The sequence below is a fragment of the Pseudomonas sp. M47T1 genome (assembly GCF_000263855.1).
Taxonomy (GTDB): Bacteria; Pseudomonadota; Gammaproteobacteria; order Pseudomonadales; family Pseudomonadaceae; genus Aquipseudomonas.
In genome coordinates, this window is the sequence record NZ_AJWX01000036.1 from 1 (window position 1) to 21,616 (window position 21,616).

Annotated in this window: 20 protein-coding genes and 2 tRNA genes; 2 read left to right on the forward strand and 20 right to left on the reverse strand. The window is 62.7% G+C overall.

The annotated features are described in order from the left end of the window. Positions 1-43 precede the first annotated feature (43 nt). The 3 genes from PMM47T1_RS26180 to gltX all read right to left on the reverse strand — a co-directional run bounded on the left by PMM47T1_RS26180 (position 44) and on the right by gltX (position 2,020). Positions 44-119, reverse strand: a tRNA-Glu gene (locus tag PMM47T1_RS26180). A 71-nt stretch (positions 120-190) separates the two neighbouring features. Beyond that, positions 191-266: transfer RNA gene (locus PMM47T1_RS26185), tRNA-Ala, on the reverse strand. A 275-nt stretch (positions 267-541) separates the two neighbouring features. Next, positions 542-2,020 (reverse strand): glutamate--tRNA ligase, encoded by a 1,479-nt coding sequence (gltX, locus tag PMM47T1_RS26190; protein ID WP_008374815.1) that lies wholly within the window; start codon positions 2,018-2,020, stop codon positions 542-544. 175 nt (positions 2,021-2,195) lie between these two features. On the opposite strand from gltX, the gene PMM47T1_RS26195 reads away from it, so the two are divergent. Then, positions 2,196-3,233 (forward strand): HlyD family secretion protein, encoded by a 1,038-nt coding sequence (locus PMM47T1_RS26195; RefSeq protein ID WP_008374817.1) that lies wholly within the window; start codon positions 2,196-2,198, stop codon positions 3,231-3,233. A gap of 49 nt (positions 3,234-3,282) precedes the next feature. Then, complete coding sequence (locus PMM47T1_RS26200) at positions 3,283-4,773, forward strand: MDR family MFS transporter (protein ID WP_177323408.1); 1,491 nt, start codon at positions 3,283-3,285, stop codon at positions 4,771-4,773. 69 nt (positions 4,774-4,842) lie between these two features. Here the strand turns inward: PMM47T1_RS26200 and PMM47T1_RS26205 are convergent, their stop codons facing one another. From PMM47T1_RS26205 to fliQ, 17 genes are all read right to left on the reverse strand, one after another. Beyond that, positions 4,843-5,235 (reverse strand): DUF2802 domain-containing protein, encoded by a 393-nt coding sequence (locus tag PMM47T1_RS26205; protein ID WP_008374823.1) that lies wholly within the window; start codon positions 5,233-5,235, stop codon positions 4,843-4,845. After that, positions 5,236-5,715 carry a chemotaxis protein CheW gene (locus PMM47T1_RS26210; RefSeq protein ID WP_008374825.1) on the reverse strand — a complete coding sequence of 160 codons (480 nt, stop codon included), beginning with the start codon at positions 5,713-5,715 and terminating at the stop codon, positions 5,236-5,238. A gap of 70 nt (positions 5,716-5,785) precedes the next feature. Next, a complete protein-coding gene (locus PMM47T1_RS26215; protein ID WP_008374829.1) occupies positions 5,786-6,643 on the reverse strand; it encodes a CheW domain-containing protein in 858 nt (285 codons plus the stop codon). Beyond that, positions 6,643-7,434, reverse strand: a complete 792-nt coding sequence (locus tag PMM47T1_RS26220) for a ParA family protein (protein WP_008374830.1) — start codon at positions 7,432-7,434, stop codon at positions 6,643-6,645. The genes PMM47T1_RS26215 and PMM47T1_RS26220 overlap by 1 nt, the downstream gene beginning before the upstream one ends. A gap of 55 nt (positions 7,435-7,489) precedes the next feature. After that, positions 7,490-8,377 carry a flagellar motor protein MotD gene (motD, locus tag PMM47T1_RS26225; RefSeq protein ID WP_008374832.1) on the reverse strand — a complete coding sequence of 296 codons (888 nt, stop codon included), beginning with the start codon at positions 8,375-8,377 and terminating at the stop codon, positions 7,490-7,492. Between the two features lie 10 nt (positions 8,378-8,387). Beyond that, complete coding sequence (locus PMM47T1_RS26230; RefSeq protein WP_008374834.1) at positions 8,388-9,128, reverse strand: flagellar motor protein; 741 nt, start codon at positions 9,126-9,128, stop codon at positions 8,388-8,390. After that, positions 9,128-10,279 (reverse strand): protein-glutamate methylesterase/protein-glutamine glutaminase, encoded by a 1,152-nt coding sequence (locus tag PMM47T1_RS26235; protein WP_008374836.1) that lies wholly within the window; start codon positions 10,277-10,279, stop codon positions 9,128-9,130. The genes PMM47T1_RS26230 and PMM47T1_RS26235 overlap by 1 nt, the downstream gene beginning before the upstream one ends. 47 nt (positions 10,280-10,326) lie before the next feature. Next, the gene (locus PMM47T1_RS26240) at positions 10,327-12,552 is read right to left on the reverse strand and encodes a chemotaxis protein CheA (RefSeq protein ID WP_008374838.1); all 2,226 of its coding nucleotides are present in this window, start codon (positions 12,550-12,552) and stop codon (positions 10,327-10,329) included. A gap of 12 nt (positions 12,553-12,564) precedes the next feature. Next, positions 12,565-13,353, reverse strand: coding sequence for a protein phosphatase CheZ (locus PMM47T1_RS26245; protein ID WP_008374840.1), 789 nt, complete (start codon positions 13,351-13,353; stop codon positions 12,565-12,567). A 19-nt stretch (positions 13,354-13,372) separates the two neighbouring features. Next, complete coding sequence (locus tag PMM47T1_RS26250; RefSeq protein ID WP_177323407.1) at positions 13,373-13,747, reverse strand: chemotaxis response regulator CheY; 375 nt, start codon at positions 13,745-13,747, stop codon at positions 13,373-13,375. Between the two features lie 264 nt (positions 13,748-14,011). Then, the gene (fliA, locus tag PMM47T1_RS26255; RefSeq protein ID WP_238536662.1) at positions 14,012-14,761 is read right to left on the reverse strand and encodes an RNA polymerase sigma factor FliA; all 750 of its coding nucleotides are present in this window, start codon (positions 14,759-14,761) and stop codon (positions 14,012-14,014) included. Continuing rightward, a complete protein-coding gene (fleN, locus tag PMM47T1_RS26260) occupies positions 14,755-15,588 on the reverse strand; it encodes a flagellar synthesis regulator FleN (protein ID WP_008374846.1) in 834 nt (277 codons plus the stop codon). Before fleN ends, fliA begins: the two co-directional genes overlap by 7 nt. A gap of 122 nt (positions 15,589-15,710) precedes the next feature. Beyond that, the gene (flhF, locus tag PMM47T1_RS26265; protein WP_008374848.1) at positions 15,711-17,027 is read right to left on the reverse strand and encodes a flagellar biosynthesis protein FlhF; all 1,317 of its coding nucleotides are present in this window, start codon (positions 17,025-17,027) and stop codon (positions 15,711-15,713) included. 11 nt (positions 17,028-17,038) lie between these two features. Then, the gene (flhA, locus tag PMM47T1_RS26270; RefSeq protein WP_008374851.1) at positions 17,039-19,168 is read right to left on the reverse strand and encodes a flagellar biosynthesis protein FlhA; all 2,130 of its coding nucleotides are present in this window, start codon (positions 19,166-19,168) and stop codon (positions 17,039-17,041) included. Between the two features lie 258 nt (positions 19,169-19,426). Further along, entirely contained in the window at positions 19,427-20,563 is a 1,137-nt protein-coding gene (flhB, locus tag PMM47T1_RS26275) for a flagellar biosynthesis protein FlhB (RefSeq protein ID WP_008374853.1), read from the reverse strand. Between the two features lies 1 nt (position 20,564). Continuing rightward, complete coding sequence (gene fliR / locus PMM47T1_RS26280) at positions 20,565-21,350, reverse strand: flagellar biosynthetic protein FliR (protein ID WP_008374855.1); 786 nt, start codon at positions 21,348-21,350, stop codon at positions 20,565-20,567. Next, on the reverse strand, positions 21,347-21,616 hold the full coding sequence (gene fliQ / locus PMM47T1_RS26285) for a flagellar biosynthesis protein FliQ (RefSeq protein ID WP_008374857.1): 270 nt from the start codon (positions 21,614-21,616) through the stop codon (positions 21,347-21,349). The genes fliR and fliQ overlap by 4 nt, the downstream gene beginning before the upstream one ends.

The window sequence follows — 21,616 nt, forward strand, 5'->3', positions numbered from 1 at the left end:
CGTCTTGCGACGGAGCAACCGGTGAAAGCTGCTTCTGCGATACTGGCGTCCCCTAGGGGACTCGAACCCCTGTTACCGCCGTGAAAGGGCGGTGTCCTAGGCCACTAGACGAAGGGGACAAAACCTTCTTACCTTGATCAGTCTGGATCTGATCTGACCGAAGTCAAACAACGACTTCAGGCCTGGAAATTGGTGGAGCTAAACGGGATCGAACCGTTGACCTCTTGCATGCCATGCAAGCGCTCTCCCAGCTGAGCTATAGCCCCACAATCTTCAGCGCTTCGCATTTCTGCGTGTTGCTGTGTGGACGGGGCGCATATTAAGACCGGATCAAAAGGCTGTCAAACTTATTTTTGAAAAAATTCAAAAGATTTTTCCAGCAATACAACCACTTACCGACGAAACGGGCGCCCTGCCCCGAATTTGCTGGGCCAATCAACTCAATACCACGACAAACATCGTTGTGGGAGCGGGCTCTACCCGCGAAGCAGACACCGCGGTGTTCTTTTCACGGGCAGAGCGCGCTCCCACAAAAGCCCGGTCAGGCGATTGTGGCCAGCAGCTTTTCCCATTCCTTGTTTTCTTTCTTCGACACGCCACCCAGCAGGTCCAGCGCCTGGCGCAGGCGGAAGCGGGTCAGGTCAGGGCCAAGGATTTCCATGGCGTCTAGCACCGACACCGAACTGGCCTGGCCGGTGATGGCGGCGAACATCAGCGGCATGGCGTCGCGCAGCTTCAGCTCCAGCGACTCGACCACGGCCTGGATGGTGGCGGTGATGCGGTCTTTTTCCCAGGCACGCAGCGACTCCAGTTTCCACAGGATCAACTGCATCACCTGGCGCACCTGGTCAGCGCTGAGCTTCTTGTGCTCGAACAGCTTGGCGTCCAGTTGCAGGCCACCGGCGAAGAAGAAACCGCCCAGGGGGGCGATCTGGCTGAAGGTCTCGACGCGACCTTGCACGTGTGGCGCGATCTTCATCATGTAGTCGGCGTTGAACGCCCACTTCTGCACGCGGGTGGCAAAGTCTTCCACCGGCAATTCGCGCAGCCATTGGCCGTTGAGCCAGGAGAGCTTCTCGATGTCGAAGATCGGACCGCCCAGGGACACGCGCGACAGGTCGAAATGCTCGACCATCTCCGCCAGGGAGAACTTTTCGCGCTCGTCCGGCATGGACCAGCCCATGCGGCCCAGGTAGTTGAGCATGGCCTCGGGCATGAAGCCCATGCGCTCGTAGAACGTCACCGAGGTAGGGTTCTTGCGCTTGGACAGTTTGCTCTTGTCGGGGTTGCGCAGCAGCGGCATGTAGCACAGCTTGGGCTGTTCCCACCCGAAGTATTCGTACAGTTTCATCAGCTTGGGCGCGGACGGCAGCCACTCTTCGCCACGCAGCACGTGGGTGATGCCCATCAGGTGGTCGTCCACCACGTTGGCCAGGAAGTAGGTAGGCAGGCCGTCGGTTTTCATCAGGACTTGCATGTCCATGCGGTCCCAAGGGATTTCCACGTCGCCACGCAGCATGTCCGGCACCACGCACACGCCTTCACTCGGCACCTTCATGCGGATCACGTGCGGCTCGCCGGCGGCGAGGCGGCTGGCCACTTCTTCAGCCGACAGCAGCAGGGCGCGGCCGTCATAGCGTGGGGTTTCGCCGCGTGCCTGCTGTTCGGCACGCATCTGGTCCAGCTCTTCGGCGGTGCAGAAGCACGGGAAGGCGTGGCCCAGGTCGACCAGTTGCTGGGCGTACTGCTTGTAGATGTCGCCGCGCTCGCTCTGCCGGTACGGGCCGTGCGGGCCGCCTACATCCGGGCCTTCGCTCCACTCGATGCCCAGCCAGCGCAGGGCGTCGAAAATCTGCTGTTCGGACTCGCGGGTCGAACGCAACTGGTCGGTGTCTTCGATGCGCAGGATGAACTCGCCGCCATGCTGCTTGGCAAAGCAATAGTTGAACAGGGCAATGTAGGCCGTGCCGACATGGGGGTCGCCGGTGGGCGATGGCGCGATACGCGTACGAACGGTCATGAAAGGTCTCGAGCAGAGTGAATCAAAGGGCGGATGTTAGCAGGCCCACCACGTCATTCTCCAGCAATGCGCCACATTACCAGCCATCAACGGCATGATTGCCGCTTGCCGGTGGGCCGCCAAGGCCAGATCATCCAGGCCTGGCACCCTGCCCCACCCTTTCGACGGATCGACCATGCCTGCGCCGCTCAAACGCCGACTGCTTGTTTTTGCCACCCTTGTCCTGCTGATTGCCGCCGCTTTCCTTGCCCACTGGTGGTTCAAGGGCCGTTTTTACGAGACCACCGACAACGCCTACGTGCAGGGTGAGATCACCCGCGTGTCCAGCCAGTTGGGTGCGCGCATCGACCAGGTGCTGGTGCAGGACAACCAGCACGTGAAACAGGGCGACCTGCTGGTGACCCTGGAGGCCGCCGACTTCCAGTTCGCCGTGGAGCGCGCCCAGGCCACCCTGGACACGCGCCAGGCAGAGCGCCTGCAAGCCCAGAGCAAACTCACCCAGCAGGCCAGCCTGATCGCCGCCGGCGAGGCGCAAGTGGCCGCCAGCCAGGCCACCCTGGGGCGCTCGCAGATCGACCTGAACCGCGCCCAGGCCCTGCGCGGCCCGGGCTATGTGTCCGAAGAACGGGTGACCACGCTGTCGGCCGACACCCGCGTGGCCCACTCCCAGGTCAGCAAGGCCCAAGCCGACGTGCAAGGCCAGCGCCAGCAGGTCAACGCCCTGAACGCCGAGATCAAGCGCCTTGACGCGCAGGTCGCCACGGCCCGCACCGACCTGGCCCAGGCCGAGGTAAACCTGGCGCGCAGCCAGATCCACGCGCCCATCAGCGGCATGATCGGCCAACGCGCCGCGCGCACTGGGCAATACGTGCAGGCTGGCGCCTACCTGCTGTCCATCGTGCCGGACGAGGCCATCTGGGTGCAGGCCAACTTCAAGGAAACCCAGATCGGCCACATGCAGCCCGGCCAGGCGGTGAAGCTGACCTTCGACAGTTTTCCCGACCAGCCCATCGATGGCCGTGTCGACAGCCTGTTCGCCGCCTCCGGCGCGCAATTCAGCCTGCTGCCCCCGGACAATGCCACCGGCAACTTCACCAAGGTGGTGCAGCGTATCCCGGTGAAGCTGACGTTCAGCCCGGAGAACCCCTTGCACGGCAAGATCCGCCCGGGCATGTCAGTCACTGCCAGCGTCAATATCGTCGATGGCCGGTGACCAACTGCTACGCCCGGTGGGTGAACCCAGCCGGCGCGACTGGATAGCGGTGATGAGCGTGATGCTCGGCGCCTTCATGGCCGTGCTCGACATCCAGATCACCAACTCCTCGCTCAAGGATATCCAGGGCGCCCTGTCCGCCACCCTGGAGGAAGGCTCTTGGATCTCCACCTCGTACTTGGTGGCCGAGATCATCATGATCCCCCTCACCGCCTGGCTGGTGCAGTTGCTCTCGGCCCGGCGCCTGGCAGTGTGGGTGTCATTGGGCTTTTTGGCGTCATCCTTGCTGTGTTCCATGGCCTGGAACCTGGAGAGCATGATCGTGTTCCGGGCCATGCAGGGTTTCACCGGCGGCGCGCTGATCCCCCTGGCGTTCACCCTCACCCTGATCAAGCTGCCCGACCACCACCGCGCCAAGGGCATGGCCATGTTCGCCATGACCGCCACCTTCGCCCCCTCCATCGGCCCTACCCTGGGTGGCTGGCTGACGGAGAACTTCGGCTGGGAGTACATCTTCTACATCAACGTACCGCCCGGGCTGATCATGATTGGCGGGCTGCTGTACGGCCTGGAGAAGAAAGCCCCGCACTGGGAACTGCTGAAAAGCACCGACTACGCCGGCATCCTCACCCTGGGCCTGGGCCTGGGGTGCCTGCAAGTGTTCCTGGAAGAGGGCCACCGCCAGGGCTGGCTGGAGTCCACCGAGATCGTGATTCTGGCCGTCACTGCCTTGCTGAGCCTGACCACCTTCGTGATTTTGCAGGTGTCGCGACCCAACCCGCTGATCAACCTGGGCATTCTGCGCAACCGTAATTTCGGCCTGTCCAGCATCGCCAGCCTGGGCATGGGCGTGGGGCTGTACGGCTCAATCTACCTGCTGCCGCTGTACCTGGCCCAGGTGCAGAACTACAACGCCCTGCAAATTGGCGAAGTGATCATGTGGATGGGCCTGCCGCAACTGGTGCTGATCCCGCTGGTGCCGCAACTGATGAAGATCATCTCGCCAAAGATCCTCTGCACCCTGGGCTTCGGGCTGTTCGGCCTGGCGAGTTTTTCCAGCGGCGTGCTCAACCCCGACTTTGCCGGCACCCAGTTCAACCAGATCCAGATCATCCGCGCCCTGGGCCAGCCGCTGATCATGGTGACCATCTCGCTGATTGCCACGGCCTACCTGCAACCCCAGGACGCAGGCTCGGCGTCGAGCCTGTTCAACATCCTGCGCAACCTGGGCGGCGCCATTGGTATCGCGTTACTGGCCACATTGCTGGACGCGCGCACCAAGGTGTATTTCGATTATTTGCGCGAAGCCGTGGTGCCGGGCAATCCGCAGGTGGCGCAACGGCTGGGGCAGTTGAGCGAACGCCTGGGCAGCGATACGGCGGCGTTAGGCAAGATGAGCGAGATCGTGCACCAGCAGGCGCTGATAATGGCCTACAACGATGCGTTTCATTGGGTAGGGTTGGGGCTGGGGATTGCCATGGTGGCGGTGATGCTGACGAAGGCGTTGCCCAAGGGCATCACGGCCGCAGCCGCCCATTAAGCACCACGCCTGCCAGGCCGTGGCGCCAGGTTCGCGGGCACGGCCCGCTCCCGCAGCGCGACACGGCTGCTAACCGCGGTGCAGCTTGCTCATCAGCTCCGCCTCGGCCTGGGTCAGGCCGCAGGACTGGGTGAGCTCGTCGACGCTGGCACCCATGCCCACCAGGCGCGCCGCCTGGGCGAAGGACAGGCTGGAGGGGTCACGCTGCTCCAGCATGGACAACTTGTCGGGCAAAGGCGCAACCACGGCGCGCAGCTCGTGCAGGTCTTCACCCATGCGCACGGTGCCGTTCTGGTAGTCCTCGACGCGCCGCGCCAGGTCCTTGATGCGCTGGTCGCGAATGGCATCGCCGGCCGCCTGCTGGGCGGCGATTTCACGCTGCCCGCGGATGTTGGCCAGCAATACCGCGAGCGTGGCCACCCACAGAATGGCCAGAACGATGACGCCTACCTCTAAAATCAATCAGATGCTCTCCAGCTCGGACCATTCTTCCTCGGACATCATCTTGTCCAGCTCGACCAGAATCAGCAGTTCGCCATTCTTGTTGCACACGCCCTGGATGAACTTGGCCGATTCTTCGTTACCCACGTTCGGTGCAGTTTCCACTTCCGACTGACGCAGGTAAACCACTTCCGCAACGCTGTCCACCAGAATCCCGACCACTTGCTTGTCGGCTTCGATGATCACAATGCGGGTGTTATCGCTGACATCGGACGGCATCAAGCCGAAGCGCTGACGGGTGTCGATCACGGTCACCACGTTGCCGCGCAGGTTGATGATGCCCAGCACGTAGCTTGGCGCACCCGGGACCGGGGCAATTTCGGTGTAGCGCAGTACTTCCTGTACTTGCATCACGTTGATGCCATACGACTCATTATCCAGGCGAAAGGTTACCCACTGCAGAATAGGATCTTCGGAACCTTGTGCAGACGACTTCTTCATACCCCTAACCTCTCGAAAACCGTGATGACGGTGTGTGTGCAGTACAGAGGCGCCGGCGCGGCGCCGCCTATCATTTAAGTTGTTGCATGTGTTTCACGGCGCCGCTGGCAATCAGTTCGGCCAGGGCCGACACGTCCAGCAGCGCGCACATGTGCTCGATCACCGTGCCCGCCAGCCATGGCCGCTGGCCGCGCTGGCTGCGCCACTTGATCTCGCTGGGGTCCAGGCGCAGCGAACGGCTGACCTGATGCACCGCCAGCCCCCACTCGTAGCCCTGCACCGAAATAACGTATTGCAGGCCCTGCTGAAAATCATCGCGGTAGCGGTCGGGCATTACCCAGCGCGCCGTATCCAGCACCTTAAGGTTGCCGCCCTGGCTGGGCAGAATCCCCAGAAACCAGTTGGGCTGGCCAAACAGCGGCGTCAGCTCGTGACCGGCCAGCGCGTAGATCGACCCCAGGCACACCAGCGGCACCGCCAGGGTCAAACCGGCGACGTCGAACAACAGGCACTCGAACGGCTCGGCCGCCCAGCTGGGCCGGCCATCTTCACTGCCTGGCGGCACGGCGCCCGGTGGCGACGGGCGGTGTACCTCAACCACAGGTTCAACCGGTGTTGCCACTACTTCGGCCACCGGCGGGAAAACTGGAGCCGCAGCCTCGACCACTGGCGCCAACGGCGCAGGTTTTGGCACAACCGGGGCCGGCGGCGCAACTACCTCAGGCGCTACGGGCGCTGGCGCCGGGGCGGCCACAGCCTTGGGTTCGGGGCGCGCATCGCGCACCTGTTCCTCAAGCACCGCGGCCTGGAATTCATCAAGGACCTGGTTGCTGGCTTCCAGTTCTTCGGTGGCGTCCTGCAGCAGCCCATCCAGATAGGACTGCAGGGCAACCTGCGGCTTGGTGGCGATGTTCACCGGACGGTTCATCACGCCACCTGCTGCGCGACAAGTTGCTGCGCCAGCAGGTGCTTGAGCAAGTGCCGGTACGCCACCACGCCGCGGCTCTTGGCGTCGAACTGCGAAGGCGTCTGGCCTTTGCTGCTGGCGTCACGCAGGCGCGTGTCCACCGGAATGTAGCCCTGCCAGATGTGCTCGGGGTACGCATCCTTGAGCACCCGCAGGGTACCCATGGACGCCTGGGTGCGCCGGTCAAACAGGGTAGGCACGATGCTGAACGGCAGCGGCTGCTTGCGCGAGCGGTTGATCATGGCCAGGGTGCCAACCATGCGCTCCAGGCCCTTCACCGCCAGGTATTCGGTTTGCACCGGAATCACCAGCTGCTGGCTGGCCGCCAGGGCGTTGACCATCAGCACGCCCAGCAACGGAGGGCTGTCGATAATGGCGTAATCGAAATCCTGCCACAGCTGCGCCAGAGTTTTGGCGATTACCAGGCCCAGGCCGCTCTGCCCGGGTGACTGACGCTCAAGGGTGGCGAGCGCCGTGCTCGACGGCAGCAGGGCGATTTTGTCGTCACTGGTGGGCAGCAACAGCTGCCCCGGCAAGCCCTGCGGCACCTGGCCCTTGTTCAGGAACAGGTCGTAGCAGCTGTGCTCCAGGGCATCGGGGTTGTGCCCGAAGTAACTGGTCATGGAACCGTGGGGGTCAAGGTCGACCACAACCACGCGCTTGCCCGCCTCGGCCAGCAGGCCGGCCAGGGCGATGGAGGTGGTGGTCTTGCCGACTCCACCTTTTTGGTTGGCTACTGCCCAGACTCTCATGGGATTGCTTCCTCCCGGCACGGCAGCGTTTGCCTACCGAGACATGCGACTCAAGTTATAAGGCCGGCGACGGGGAATTGACAGCATTACCCCTTACCGACTGCGATACGGGCGACGGTGCAGTTTGTGTGCCAGCACGACGCAACGCCGCGTCCGGCGTCACATTCGCGCTGCCCGCGCCGGTAATGCTGCGCCGCACGTCGAGGTTGCGGGAAATCACCAGGACCACCCGACGGTTGTGGGCCCGCCCGTCGGCCGTGGCATTGGTGTCGATGGGCTGGAACTCGCCGTAGCCCACGGACGCCATGCGGCTGGGGTTGATGCCCTCCATGGCCAGCATGCGCACGATGCTCGACGCTCGCGCCGACGACAACTCCCAGTTGGTGGGGTACTGCGCGGTGCGGATCGGCTGGTCGTCGGTAAATCCTTCCACATGGATGGGGTTGCCGAACGGCTTGATGATGTTGGCCACCTTCTCGATGATGGTGAACGCCTTGTCACTGGGTATCGCGTCACCGCTGCCAAACAGCAGGCCGGACTTGAGCTCGATCTCGATCCACAGCTCGTTGCCGCGAACGGTCAGCTGGTTGGACTTGATCAGGTCGCCAAAGCCGTCGCGCACCTGGTCGGCGATACTCTTGAGGGGGTCGTCGGCGGCGCTGGCGATGCCCGCGTCGGGCTGTTCGCTGTCGGTCACCACCGGCTCCGAGGGGCGCATGGTCAGCGGCCGCTCGTCGCCGATGGGAATGGGCTTGAGGCTGCGCTGGGGGTCGTTGAACACCCCCACCAGCGCCTGGGACAGTACCTTGTACTTGCCTTCGTTGATCGACGAGATCGAGTACATCACCACGAAAAACGCGAACAGCAACGTAATGAAGTCCGCGTAGGACACCAGCCAGCGTTCGTGATTTTCGTGCTCTTCGGTATGACGACGGCGGGCCATGGCTATTCCCTCACTCCATGAAGCCTTGCAGCTTGAGCTCGATGGACCGTGGGTTCTCACCCTCGGCAATGGACAGGATGCCTTCGAGCAGCATTTCACGGTAACGCGACTGGCGAATGGCAATGGCCTTGAGCTTGTTGGCAATGGGCAGCAGGATCAGGTTGGCCGTGGCCACGCCGTAAATGGTGGCGACAAACGCCACGGCAATGCCGTTACCCAACTGCGACGGATCAGCCAGGTTGCCCATCACGTGAATCAGGCCCATCACCGCACCAATGATACCGATGGTGGGCGCATAGCCGCCCATGCTCTCGAACACCTTGGCGGCCTGGATATCGCGGGCCTCCTGGGTGAGGAAATCCACTTCCAGAATACTGCGGATGGCTTCCGGCTCGGCGCCGTCAACCAGCAGTTGCAGGCCCTTGCGCGAGTAACTGTCGGGCTCGGTGTCGGCCACCGACTCCAGGCCCAGCAGGCCTTCCTTGCGAGCGGTGAGGCTCCAGTTGACCACGCGGTCGATGCCGCCGGCCAAATCGATGCGCGGCGGAAACAGAATCCAGATGGCGATTTGCATGGCGCGCTTGAACGCGCTCATGGGCGACTGCAACAGGCAAGCCGCCAACGTGCCGCCAATCACGATCAGTGCCGCCGGGCCGTTGAGCAGCGCCGACAGGTGGCCGCCTTCCAGAAAGTTGCCGCCGATGATGGCGATGAAGGCCAGCAACAGGCCCAGTAAGCTGAGAACGTCCATCAGACACAGGCCTCGACCAGGTGCCGACCGATATCGTCCAGGCCGTAGACGGCGTCGGCGAGGTTGGCTTTGACGATGGCCATGGGCATGCCATAGATCACGCAGCTGGCTTCATCCTGTGCCCACACGTGAGCGCCGCCCTGCTTGAGCAGGCGCGCACCTTCGCGGCCGTCGGCGCCCATGCCGGTCAGTACCACGGCCAGCACCTTGTCACCGTAGGACTTGGCGGCCGAACCGAAGGTGATGTCCACGCACGGCTTGTAGTTGAGGCGCTCGTCCCCGGGCAGGATTTTCACCGCGCCGCGGCCGTCCACCATCATCTGCTTGCCGCCGGGGGCCAGCAGTGCCAGGCCGGGCCGCAGCACGTCGCCGTCCTCGGCTTCCTTGACGCTGATGCGGCACAGCTTGTCCAGGCGCTCGGCAAAGGCCTTGGTAAAGGCCGCCGGCATGTGCTGGATCAGCACGATGGGCGCCGGGAAGTTGGCGGGCAACTGGGTGAGCACCCGTTGCAGGGCCACCGGGCCGCCGGTAGACGTACCAATGGCCACCAGTTTGTAGTTCTTGCGCTTGGGTGCTGGCGACGACGGCGCGCCGGCCGCCGAAGCCGGTGCATGACTGCCCATCGGTGCGCGCGCGGGTGCCGGGCGTACCGGGGCCGCATGGCTGTGGCCCAGGCTGCTGGCGGGTGCTGCGGCCGGTGCCGGGGTGGGCGCAGGCGCTGCAGCCGGGGCACTGTAGCTGCTGAAACGACGGTTGCTGCGCGAAATGGTGTGCACCTTCTCGCACAGCATCTGCTTGACCTTCTCGGGGTTGCGCGAGATGTCTTCGAAATTCTTCGGCAGGTAATCCACCGCCCCCGCGTCCAGCGCATCCAGGGTAACCCGGGCGCCTTCGTGAGTGAGCGAGGAGAACATCAATACTGGGGTGGGGCAGCGCTGCATTATGTGCCGCACAGCGGTGATGCCATCCATCATGGGCATTTCATAGTCCATGGTGATGACGTCAGGCTTGAGCGACAGCGCCTGGTCAATCGCTTCCTTGCCATTGGTGGCGGTACCCACTACCTGGATAGCGGGGTCCGACGAAAGAATTTCCGAGACGCGGCGGCGGAAGAAACCGGAATCATCCACCACCAGGACCTTGACTGCCATAAACACTCCATTAGGGGGCGGGCGCACCTTGCGCCCTGCCCCCAGAATCAAATACGCCGCGCTGCGTAGCGCTTGAGCATGCTCGGAACATCGAGAATCAAGGCAATACGACCGTCACCGGTAATGGTGGCGCCCGACATGCCCGGCGTACCCTGGAGCATCTTGCCCAGCGGCTTGATGACAACCTCTTCCTGGCCCACCAGTTGATCGACCACGAAGCCGATGCGCTGGGTGCCGACCGACAGGATCACCACATGGCCCTCGCGCTGTTCCTCATGCGCTGCCGAACTCACCAGCCAGCGCTTGAGGTAGAACAGTGGCAAGGCCTTGTCGCGCACGATCACCACTTCCTGGCCGTCGACCACGTTGGTGCGCGACAGGTCCAGGTGGAAGATCTCGTTGACGTTCACCAGCGGGAAGGCGAAGGCCTGGTTGCCCAGCATCACCATCAGCGTCGGCATGATCGCCAGGGTCAACGGCACCTTGATGACGATCTTCGAACCCTGGCCCTTGGCCGAGTAGATGTTGATCGAGCCGTTGAGCTGGGAGATCTTGGTCTTCACCACGTCCATGCCCACGCCGCGGCCGGACACGTCGGAAATCTCGGTCTTGGTGGAGAAGCCCGGGGCGAAGATCAGGTTGTAGCAGTCGGTCTCGCTCAGGCGGTCGGCGGCGTCCTTGTCCATCAGGCCCTTTTCCACGGCCTTGGCACGCAGCACGTTGGGGTCCATGCCCTTGCCGTCATCGCTGATGGACAAGAGAATGTGGTCGCCTTCCTGCTCGGCCGACAGCACCACCTTGCCGTTGCGCGACTTGCCGGTGGCTTCGCGCTCTTCCGGGGTTTCGATGCCGTGGTCGACTGCGTTGCGCACCAAGTGCACTAGCGGGTCGGCCAGGGCCTCCACCAGGTTCTTGTCCAGGTCGGTCTCTTCGCCGATCAGCTCCAGGTTGATCTCTTTCTTGAGCTGGCGTGCCAAGTCGCGGACCTGCCGAGGGAAGCGCCCGAAGACCTTCTTGATCGGCTGCATGCGGGTCTTCATGACCGCGGTCTGCAGGTCGGCGGTGACCACGTCGAGGTTGGACACGGCCTTCTGCATGGCCTCGTCGCCGCTGTTGGCACCCAGGCGCACCAGGCGGTTACGCACCAGCACCAGTTCGCCAACCATGTTCATGATTTCGTCCAGGCGCGCGGTGTCGACCCGCACGGTGGTTTCCGCTTCGCTGGCCGCATGCTTTTCCGGGGCGGGCGCAGCAGCACGAGCCGGTGCGGCAGCGGCAGGCGCGGCCTTGGCCGGTACGGGCGCGGCAGCCGGTTTGGCCACAGGCTTGGCAACAACCGGGGCAGCCACGGTAGCAGCGGTTGCCGCCGCAGCTTCGGTGAACTTGCCTTTGCCGTGCAGCTCGTCGAGCAGCGACTCGAACTCGTCGTCGGTGATCAGGTCTTCACCGCCGGCTTTCGGCGCCTGGGCTGCAGGCGCCTGGGGCTCGGCAGGCTTGGCATCGCCAGCCAGCGCGTCAGGGACAAAACTGCCCTTGCCGTGCAACTGGTCCAGCAAGGCTTCGAATTCGTCGTCGGTGATTTCGTCGCTGGCAACACCGGCGGTAGCCGGCGTGCTGGCCGGTGCCACGGCGTCAGGCGCGAACTGGCCCTTGCCATGCAACTGGTCGAGCAGCGATTCGAATTCGTCGTCGGTGATTTCATCGCTGGCCGCAGCCGAGGCCTGGGCAGCGGGTGCCTGGGCGGCAGGGGCTTCGGCTTGTGCCTTGACGGCACTGAGCGAGTCCAGCAGCTGTTCGAACTCACTGTCGGTGATGTCACCCGAGTCAGCCACTTCCTCAACCGGAGCGGGCGCTTCGACCGCCGCCGGGGCTTCTTCGGGCCCAGCCGGTTCTGCCAGGCGCGACAGCGCTGCAAGCAGTTCAGGCGTGGCCGGGGTGATGTCGGTACGCTCACGGACCTCGGTGAACATGCCGTTCACCGCGTCCAGCGCTTCGAGCACCACGTCCATCAGTTCCGAGTCAACGCGACGCTCACCCTTGCGCAGGATGTCGAACACGTTCTCGGCGATGTGACAGCACTCCACCAGCTCGTTGAGCTGGAGGAAGCCGGCGCCCCCTTTTACAGTGTGAAATCCGCGAAAAATTGCATTGAGCAAATCACCGTCATCGGGCCGGCTTTCCAGCTCGACCAATTGTTCGGAGAGTTGCTCAAGAATTTCACCGGCTTCTACCAGGAAATCCTGGAGGATTTCTTCGTCGGCGCCGAAGCTCATTTAACGTGCCCCTTAAAAACCAAGACTGGATAGCAGATCGTCGACATCGTCCTGACCGGACACAACGTCTTCACGCTTATCGGCATGAATCTGCGGACCTTCACCCCGAGTTGGATGTTTTTCTTGATCTTTTTCCGCACGAAGCTCTTCGCGGTCGTGTTCGATGCCCGCGAAGCGGTCTACCTGGCTGGCCATGAGCACCAGTTTGAGCAGGTTGCTTTCAACTTCGGTGACCAGTTGGGTCACACGCTTGATCACCTGACCGGTGAGGTCCTGGTAATCCTGCGCCAGCAGAATGTCGTTCAGCGCACCGGACACTTTGCGGGTGCCCTGCTCGCTTTGCGTCAAAAAGCCGTCGACGCGGCGTGCCAGCTCGCGGAATTCCGCGGCGCCGACTTCCTTGCGCATGAAGCGCTGCCAGTCAGCGCTGAGGGCTTTCGCCTCGGTGCTGAGCTCGTTGAGTACCGGCGTGCTTTGCTCCACCAGGTCCATGGTGCGGTTGGCTGCACCCTCGGTAAGCCTGACCACGTAGGACAGGCGCTCGGTGGCATCGGTGATCTGAGACACTTCCTCGGCTTGCGGCATGTGCGGGTCAATCTGGAAACTGACGATCGCACTGTGCAATTCGCGGGTGAGCTTGCCGACTTCCTGGTACAGGCCACGATCACGGGTCTGGTTCAGCTCATGGATCAGTTGCACGGCGTCGCCGAACTTGCCTCTTTCAAGGCTTTCGACCAACTCCCGGGCATGTTTCTTCAGCGTCGACTCAAAGTCGCCCAAAGATGAGTTTGTAGGCTCCATAGCACCCCCGTGGCGGACATCAGCTATTGACGCGCTCGAAAATCTTTTCGATTTTCTCTTTCAGCACTTGTGCCGTGAATGGCTTGACCACGTAGCCGTTGACGCCGGCCTGGGCCGCTTCGATGATTTGCTCGCGCTTGGCTTCGGCGGTCACCATCAGCACCGGCAGGTGCTTGAGGCGTTCGTCGGCACGCACCTGGCGCAGCAGGTCGATGCCGGACATGCCTGGCATGTTCCAGTCGGTCACCAGGAAGTCGAAGCTGCCGCTGTGCAGCATCGGCAACGCGGTGGTGCCGTCATCGGCTTCCTGGGTGTTGGTAAACCCCAGGTCGCGCAACAGGTTCTTGATGATCCGCCGCATCGTCGAAAAGTCGTCAACGATGAGGATTTTCATGTTCTTGTCCAATTAGACCTCCAAGCAGTCTTAAACGCATCCGGTCCCCGGACACGCATTCAATCAAATCTGGCTAGTGCACTACATGACGTGCGGCAAGGAAAATACCCATGCCGCATCCCCAAATCCAGCCCGGCATCACCGTTATCTGCTTTCGTGGGAGCGGGCCCTGCCCGCGAAACGTCCACCGCGGTGTCTGCTTCGCGGGCAGAGCCCGCTCCCACAAAAGGTAATGGCAGTGATACCCGAACCTTGAAAACCCTTTTATGCGCGTGCGCGCCACTCACCCAGCCGGCTGCGCAGACGTGCCGCGCACTGGCTGTGCAACTGACTGACCCGCGACTCGCTGACCCCCAGCACTTCGCCGATCTCCTTGAGGTTCAGCTCCTCGTCGTAATAGAGGGCCAGCACCAGGCGCTCACGCTCCGGCAGGTTGGCAATGGCATCGGCCAGGGCCTTCTGGAAGCGCTCGTCCTCCAGGTCGCGCGAGGGCTCCAGGCCCGCGCTGGCGCCATCCTCGTGAAGACCTTCGTGCTCGCCGTCCTGCAACAGGTCGTCGAAGCTGAACAGGCGACTGCCCAGGGTATCGTTCAAAATCGCGTAGTAATCGTCCAGACTCAACTGGAGTTCGGCCGCAACCTCATGATCTTTAGCGTCACGACCGGTTTTCGCTTCAATTGCGCGAATGGCGTCACTGACCATGCGGGTATTGCGGTGCACCGAACGGGGTGCCCAGTCGCCCTTGCGGACCTCGTCGAGCATGGCACCGCGGATGCGGATACCGGCGTAAGTCTCGAAGCTGGCGCCCTTGGTTGAGTCGTATTTGGTCGACACTTCCAGCAGGCCGATCATGCCGGCCTGGATCAGGTCTTCCACCTGCACGCTGGCCGGCAGGCGCGCCAGCAAGTGGTAGGCGATACGTTTGACCAGCGGCGCATAGCGCTCGATCAGCTCGTACTGCTGGGACTCGCGGGAGGCCTTGCTGTACATCCGATAGCCGCTGGCGCTCATGATACGGGACCTGCACTGGTCTGCTGCACCAGGCGTTCGACGAAGAACTCCAGGTGCCCGCGTGGGTTGGCTGGCAACGGCCAGGTATCGACCTTCTGCGCAATGGCCTTGAACGCCAGCGCGCATTTGGAACGCGGGAACGCCTCGTACACCGCGCGCTGCTTCTGCACGGCCTTGCGCACGCATTCGTCATACGGCACGGCGCCCACGTATTGCAGGGCCACGTCGAGGAAACGGTCGGTCACCTTGGTCAGCTTGGCGAACAGGTTGCGCCCTTCCTGCGGGCTCTGGGCCATGTTGGCCAGCACGCGGAAGCGGTTCATGCCGTAGTCGCGGTTCAGCAACTTGATCAGGGCGTAGGCGTCGGTGATGGAGGTGGGCTCGTCGCACACCACCAGCAGGACTTCCTGGGCGGCGCGCACGAAGCTGACCACCGAATCACCGATACCTGCGGCCGTGTCGATCACCAGCACGTCGAGGTTGTCGCCAATGTCGCTGAAGGCCTGTATCAGGCCGGCGTGTTGAGCTGGCGTGAGGTGCACCATGCTCTGGGTACCGGAGGCGGCCGGCACGATGCGGATGCCACCGGGGCCCTGGAGCAATACGTCGCGCAGCTCACAGCGCCCCTCGATGACATCAGCCAGGGTTCGTTTGGGTGTCAGGCCCAGCAGGACGTCGACGTTCGCCAGCCCCAGATCGGCGTCCAGCAGCATGACACGACGGCCAAGCTCAGCCAGAGCCAGAGACAAGTTCACTGACACGTTAGTCTTGCCGACGCCACCTTTGCCGCCGGTCACCGCGATCACCTGTACGGGATGCATGCTGCCCATGTTCGTTCTTTACCTTGTCTTACTTGACCGAGGCCACATGACTGGCTGCGCTTTCAACAACATGAAAAATGCCCGGCAGACCAACGATGTAGATAAATTGCAACGACTTCAAAACATTCACCTCAGCCAACACGTTTGCTCGGGCTGTGGTAGAGATCAGCGAACATATCGGCCATGGCCTCTTCGCTGGGCTCATCCTGCATTTGCACGTTCACCGCGCGGCTCACCAACTGGTGCCGTCGTGGCAGGTGCAGATCGTCCGGAATGCGTGGCCCGTCGGTGAGATAAGCCACTGGTAGTTCATGACCAATCGCCAGGCTCAGCACTTCGCCGAGGCTTGCCGATTCGTCCAATTTCGTCAGGATACAACCTGCCAGCCCACAGCGCTTGTAACTATGGTAAGCGGCAGACAACACTTGTTTCTGGCTGGTAGTGGCCAGCACCAGGTAATTGCGCGACTTGATGCCACGACCGCCCAGGCTTTCCAGTTGCAGGCGCAGGGCCGGATCGCTGGCTTGGAGGCCGGCGGTATCGATCAGCACCACGCGCTTGCGCAACAGCGGCTCCAGCGCCTGGGCCAGGGACTGGCCCGGGTCGACGTGGGTTACCGGCACGTTGAGGATGCGCCCCAGGGTCTTGAGTTGCTCCTGGGCACCAATGCGAAAGCTGTCCATGCTCACCAGCGCGATGTTCTGCGCGCCGTACTTGAGCACGTAACGGGCGGCCAGCTTGGCCAGGGTGGTGGTCTTGCCCATGCCGGCTGGGCCGACCATGGCGATCACACCGCCCTCCTCCAGTGGCTCCACTTGCGGCGTGACGATCATGCGCGCCAGGTGCGCCAGCAGCATGCGCCAGGCCTGGCGTGGTTCATTGATCTCGCCCACCATGTCCAGCAGCTCGCGCGACAGCGGGCCCGACAGGCCGATGCGTTGCAGGCGGCGCCAGAGGTTGGCCTGGGCCGGCTTGCTGCCCTGCAGTTGGGTCCAGGCCAGCGAGCCGAGCTGGACTTCCAGCAGCTCGCGCAGGCCGTTGAGCTCCGAACGCATGGACTCGAACAGGCGCTGGTCTACCGGCGCGGCGGCAGGCGGGGCCTGCGGGCGTGGCGGTTCCTGAAGCGTGGGCTCCACCAGCGGCTCGGCCGCGGTCAGCGGCAGGCCGGCAAACAGTTGCCGATTGGTGACCGCGTCGCTTTCGCCACGGGTGGTCAGTTCGGCCTGGGCGTTGACGATGCGCGACTGTGTCTTGCGCAGCTCATCTTCAAGCTCCATGTTCGGCACGCGCGGTGCCAGCGCCGACAACTTGTAGTCCAGCGCGGCAGTGAGCTCGACACCGCCGGCAATCCGACGGTTGCCGATGATCGCGGCATCGGCGCCCAGCTCGTCACGGACCAATTTCATGGCCTGACGCATATCGGCGGCGAAAAAACGCTTAACTTGCATAACCCACTACCTCAGCCGTTGGGCCCTACTGTCGCAACGATGGTCACTTGCTTGTTGTCAGGAATTTCCTGATACGCCAAGACATGTAAATTTGGTACTGCCAGCCGGCCGAAGCGCGAGAGCATCGCGCGGATCGGGCCTGCTACCAGGAGGATCACCGGTTGCCCGGCCATTTCCTGGCGTTGCGCCGCATCGATCAGGGAACGTTGCAGCTTCTCGGCCATGCTTGGCTCCAACAGAACGCCTTCTTCCTGACCTTGACCGGCCTTCTGCAAACTATTGAGCAATATCTGTTCCAACCTTGGCTCCAGGGTGATAACAGGCAGCTCGGAGTCAAGCCCTACAATGCTTTGCACGATTGCGCGGCTCAAACCAACCCGCACGGCCTGGACCAAAGCGGCAGTATCTTGACTCTTCACGGCATTGTTGGCGATGGCTTCGGCAATGCTGCGAATGTCGCGCACCGGCACCTGTTCGGCCAACAGCGCCTGCAATACCTTGAGCAGGTTGGACAGCGACAGCACACCTGGCACCAGTTCTTCAGCAAGCTTAGGCGAGCCTTTGGCCAGTACCGACAGCAATTGCTGGACTTCTTCGTGGCCAATCAGCTCGTGAGCATGCTTGGACAGGATCTGGTTCAAATGCGTGGCCACCACGGTACTGGCGTCCACCACGGTGTAGCCCAGTGACTGCGCCTGGGGGCGGTTGCTCAATTCGATCCACACCGCGTCCAGGCCAAAAGCCGGATCCTTGGCGGTAATACCGTTCAGGGTGCCAAAGACCTGCCCCGGGTTGATCGCCAGCTCGCGGTCCGGGTAGATCTCGGCTTCGGCCAGGATCACGCCCATCAGCGTCAGGCGGTAGGCGCTGGGCGCCAGGTCCAGGTTGTCGCGAATGTGCACGGTGGGCATCAGGAAGCCCAGGTCCTGGGACAGCTTCTTGCGCACGCCCTTGATCCGCGCCAGCAACTGACCGCCCTGGTTGCGGTCCACCAGTGGAATCAGGCGGTAGCCCACTTCCAGGCCGATCATGTCGATAGGGGTCACGTCATCCCAACCCAGCTCCTTGGTGTCCTGGGAGCGGGTGGGCGACGGCAGCAGGTCCTGTTGACGCTGAACCTCGGCCGCAGCAGCCACCTTGATCTCGTTCTGCTTTTTCCACACCAGGTAGCTTGCACCACCAGCCAACATGGCCAGGAACAGGAAGGACACATGGGGCATGCCCGGCACCAGGCCCATGATGGTCATCAGGCCGGCCGAAACACCCAGCGCCTTGGGCGAGGCGAACATCTGCCGGTTGATCTGCTTGCCCATGTCTTCGGAGCCCGAAGCACGGGTCACCATGATGGCGGCTGCGGTGGACAGCAGCAGTGATGGCAACTGTGCCACTAATCCGTCACCGATGGTCAACAGGGCGTAAACCTTACCGGCGTCGGCGAAGCTCAAGCCGTGCTGGAAGATACCAATGGCCATGCCGCCCAGCAGGTTGATGAACAGAATCAACAGGCCAGCGATGGCGTCACCGCGCACGAATTTGCTGGCACCGTCCATGGAACCGTAGAACTCGGCTTCCTGAGCCACTTCCAGGCGGCGCAGCTTGGCCTGGGTCTGGTCGATCAGGCCGGCATTGAGGTCGGCGTCGATGGCCATCTGTTTGCCGGGCATGGCGTCCAGGGTGAAACGCGCGCTCACCTCAGAGATACGCCCGGCACCCTTGGTCACCACCACGAAGTTGATGATCATGAGGATGGCGAACACTACCGCACCGACCACGTAGTTACCGCCGATCACCACTTCACCGAAGGCCTGGATCACCTTGCCTGCGGCCTGGTGGCCGTCATGGCCGTGCAGCATCACCACGCGGGTGGACGCCACGTTCAGCGCCAGGCGCAGCAGCGTGGCCACCAGCAGGATGGTGGGGAACACCGCGAAATCCAGCGGCCGCAGGGCGTATACGCACACCAGCAGCACCACGATCGACAAGGCGATGTTGAAGGTGAAGAACACGTCGAGCAGGAACGGCGGGACCGGCAACATCATCATTGCCAGCATGATCAACAGCAACAGCGGCACACCCAGACTGCCCCGGCCGAGGCCGACCAGGTTGCTGCGCGCGGTGTTGATTAACTGAGTGCGATCCACCGATAGTCCCCGTGATCTCAAGCAAACTTTTGACGCCTGATGGCGTTGTGGGTATGCCTGTGCAAGAACCTTTCCAACTTTTGCCGACGCCAGGAAATTCGCGGCTCCCTCCCCCCGTAGGCTGCCGCCCGCCCGTAGCTGCCGCCAGGCTGCGAAGGCGTGCAACGCACGCCCGCGATCACCTGGACACCGCTGAAGGCCCTGCGAACCTTGTCGCAGCCTGCGGCTGCTCCGAGGTTGTGTCAGGCGCGGCGACGGTCAGTTGTCGCGACGCAGGTCCGGCGGTATCGGCAGGTCCTTGAGCGGGTTGGGCCGCTTGCCGCGCCCGGCGCGGTATTGGCGGATCTGGTAGACGTAGGCCAGCACCTGGGCCACGGCCAGGTAGAGCCCCGCGGGAATTTGTTGCTCAAGCTCGGTGGAGTAGTAGATGGAGCGCGCCAGCGCCGGCGATTCGAGGATCTGGATGTTGTGCTCGTTGCCGATCTCGCGGATCTTCAAGGCAATGAAGTCGCTACCCTTGGCCAGCAGCATCGGCGCATTGCCCTTCTCCGGGTCGTACTTGAGCGCCACGGCATAGTGGGTGGGGTTGGTGATGATCACGTCGGCAGTGGGAATGGCTGACATCATGCGCCGCTGGGACATCTCGCGCTGCAATTGGCGAATGCGCTGCTTGACCTCCGGCCGGCCCTCGCTGTCCTTGTGCTCGTCGCGCACCTCCTGTTTGGTCATCAGCAGTTTCTGGCGCGCCTGGTACATCTGGATCGGCACGTCCACCGCAGCAATGATCAGCAGCCCCATGGACATCCACAGCGCATTCCAACCCACCAGTTGCACACAGTGGATAATCGCCATTTCCAGCGGCTCATGGGCGATGCTCAGCAGGTCGTTGCGGTCCTTGTTCAGCACGAACAACGCCACCAGCAGCACCACGAAGAACTTGGCCAGGGCCTTGAGCAGCTCGGTGAGAGCGTGCATGGAGAACATGCGCTTGATGCCGCTGATGGGGTTCATGCGACTGAATTTCGGCGCCATGGAGCCCGGCGAGAACAGCCAGCCGCCCAGGGAGATGGGCGCCACGAACGAGACGATCAGCAGCACCAGCAGAATCGGCTGCACGGCGTCGATGGCCATCTTGCCCGAGGCCAGCAACAGTACGCCCATCTGGCTCTGGTCCATGAGGGTTTCGCGGCTGATGGTGAAGTTGATGCGCATCAACTCCATCATCGTCTGCGCCAGGTGGCCGCCGTAGGCCAGCAGCGCGCCGCAGCCGCCAATCATCACCGCCAGGGTGTTCAGCTCCTTGGATCGCGCCACCTCACCGCGTTCGCGGGCCTCACGGAGCTTTTTGTCCGTGGGGTCTTCTGTCTTGTCCTGACCACTCTCGCTTTCGGCCATGTCAGCGTGCCCGTGCCAGTTCGCGCAGCCACTGCAAGGCCTCGGAGGCCATCGGCTGGTATTGATTGAGAATGTCCGCCAGGCTGAGCCACAGAATCACCATGCCCATCACCAGCGTCAACGGAAAACCAATGGAAAAAATGTTCAGTTGCGGCGCGGCGCGAGTCATCACCCCGAACGCCACGTTGACCACCAGCAGCGCGGTGATGGCCGGCAATACCAGAATCACTGCCGCCGCCAGCACCCAACTCATGTGCATGATCAGCTCCCAGAACTGACTCACCAGCACACCGCCGCCCACCGGCAAGGTGGTGAAGCTTTCCACCAACACCTCGAATGCCACCAGGTGGCCGTTCATGGCCAGGAACAGCAGGGTCACCAGCATGGTGAAGAACTGCCCCACCACCGCCGTCTGCACGCCGTTGACCGGGTCGTTCATGGACGCGAAGCCCATGCCCATCTGGATGGCCAGGATTTGCCCGGCAATCAAAAACGCCTGGAACAGCATCTGCAGGGAGAAGCCCAGCAACGAGCCGATGATGATCTGCTCGCCCACCAGCATCAGGCTGGGCAGCGTCAAGGAATCGACCACCGGCATGGGCGGCAGCGATGGCGCGATCACCACGGTAATGGCCAGCGCCAGGTACAGGCGCACGCGCTTGGGCACCATGGTGGTACCAAATACCGGCATGGCCATCAGCATGGAACCCACGCGAAACAGCGGCAGCACGAAGCTGGCGACCCAGGCGCCGATCTGCGCGTCGGTCAGGTGCAGGAGCGGGTTCATCCAATCAACTGCGGGATGCTGGTGTACAGGTTGGTGATGTACTCCATGAACGTGCGCACCAGCCAGGGGCCAACGATGATCAGGGTAATCAGCATCACCAGCAGGCGCGGCAGAAAGCTCAGGGTCTGTTCGTTGATTTGCGTGGCCGCCTGGAACATGGCCACGATCAACCCCACCACCAGGCTTGGCACCACCAGGATGCCGACCATCATGGTGGTCAGCCACAGGGCATTGCGAAACAGGTCGACAGCCACTTCAGGGGTCAT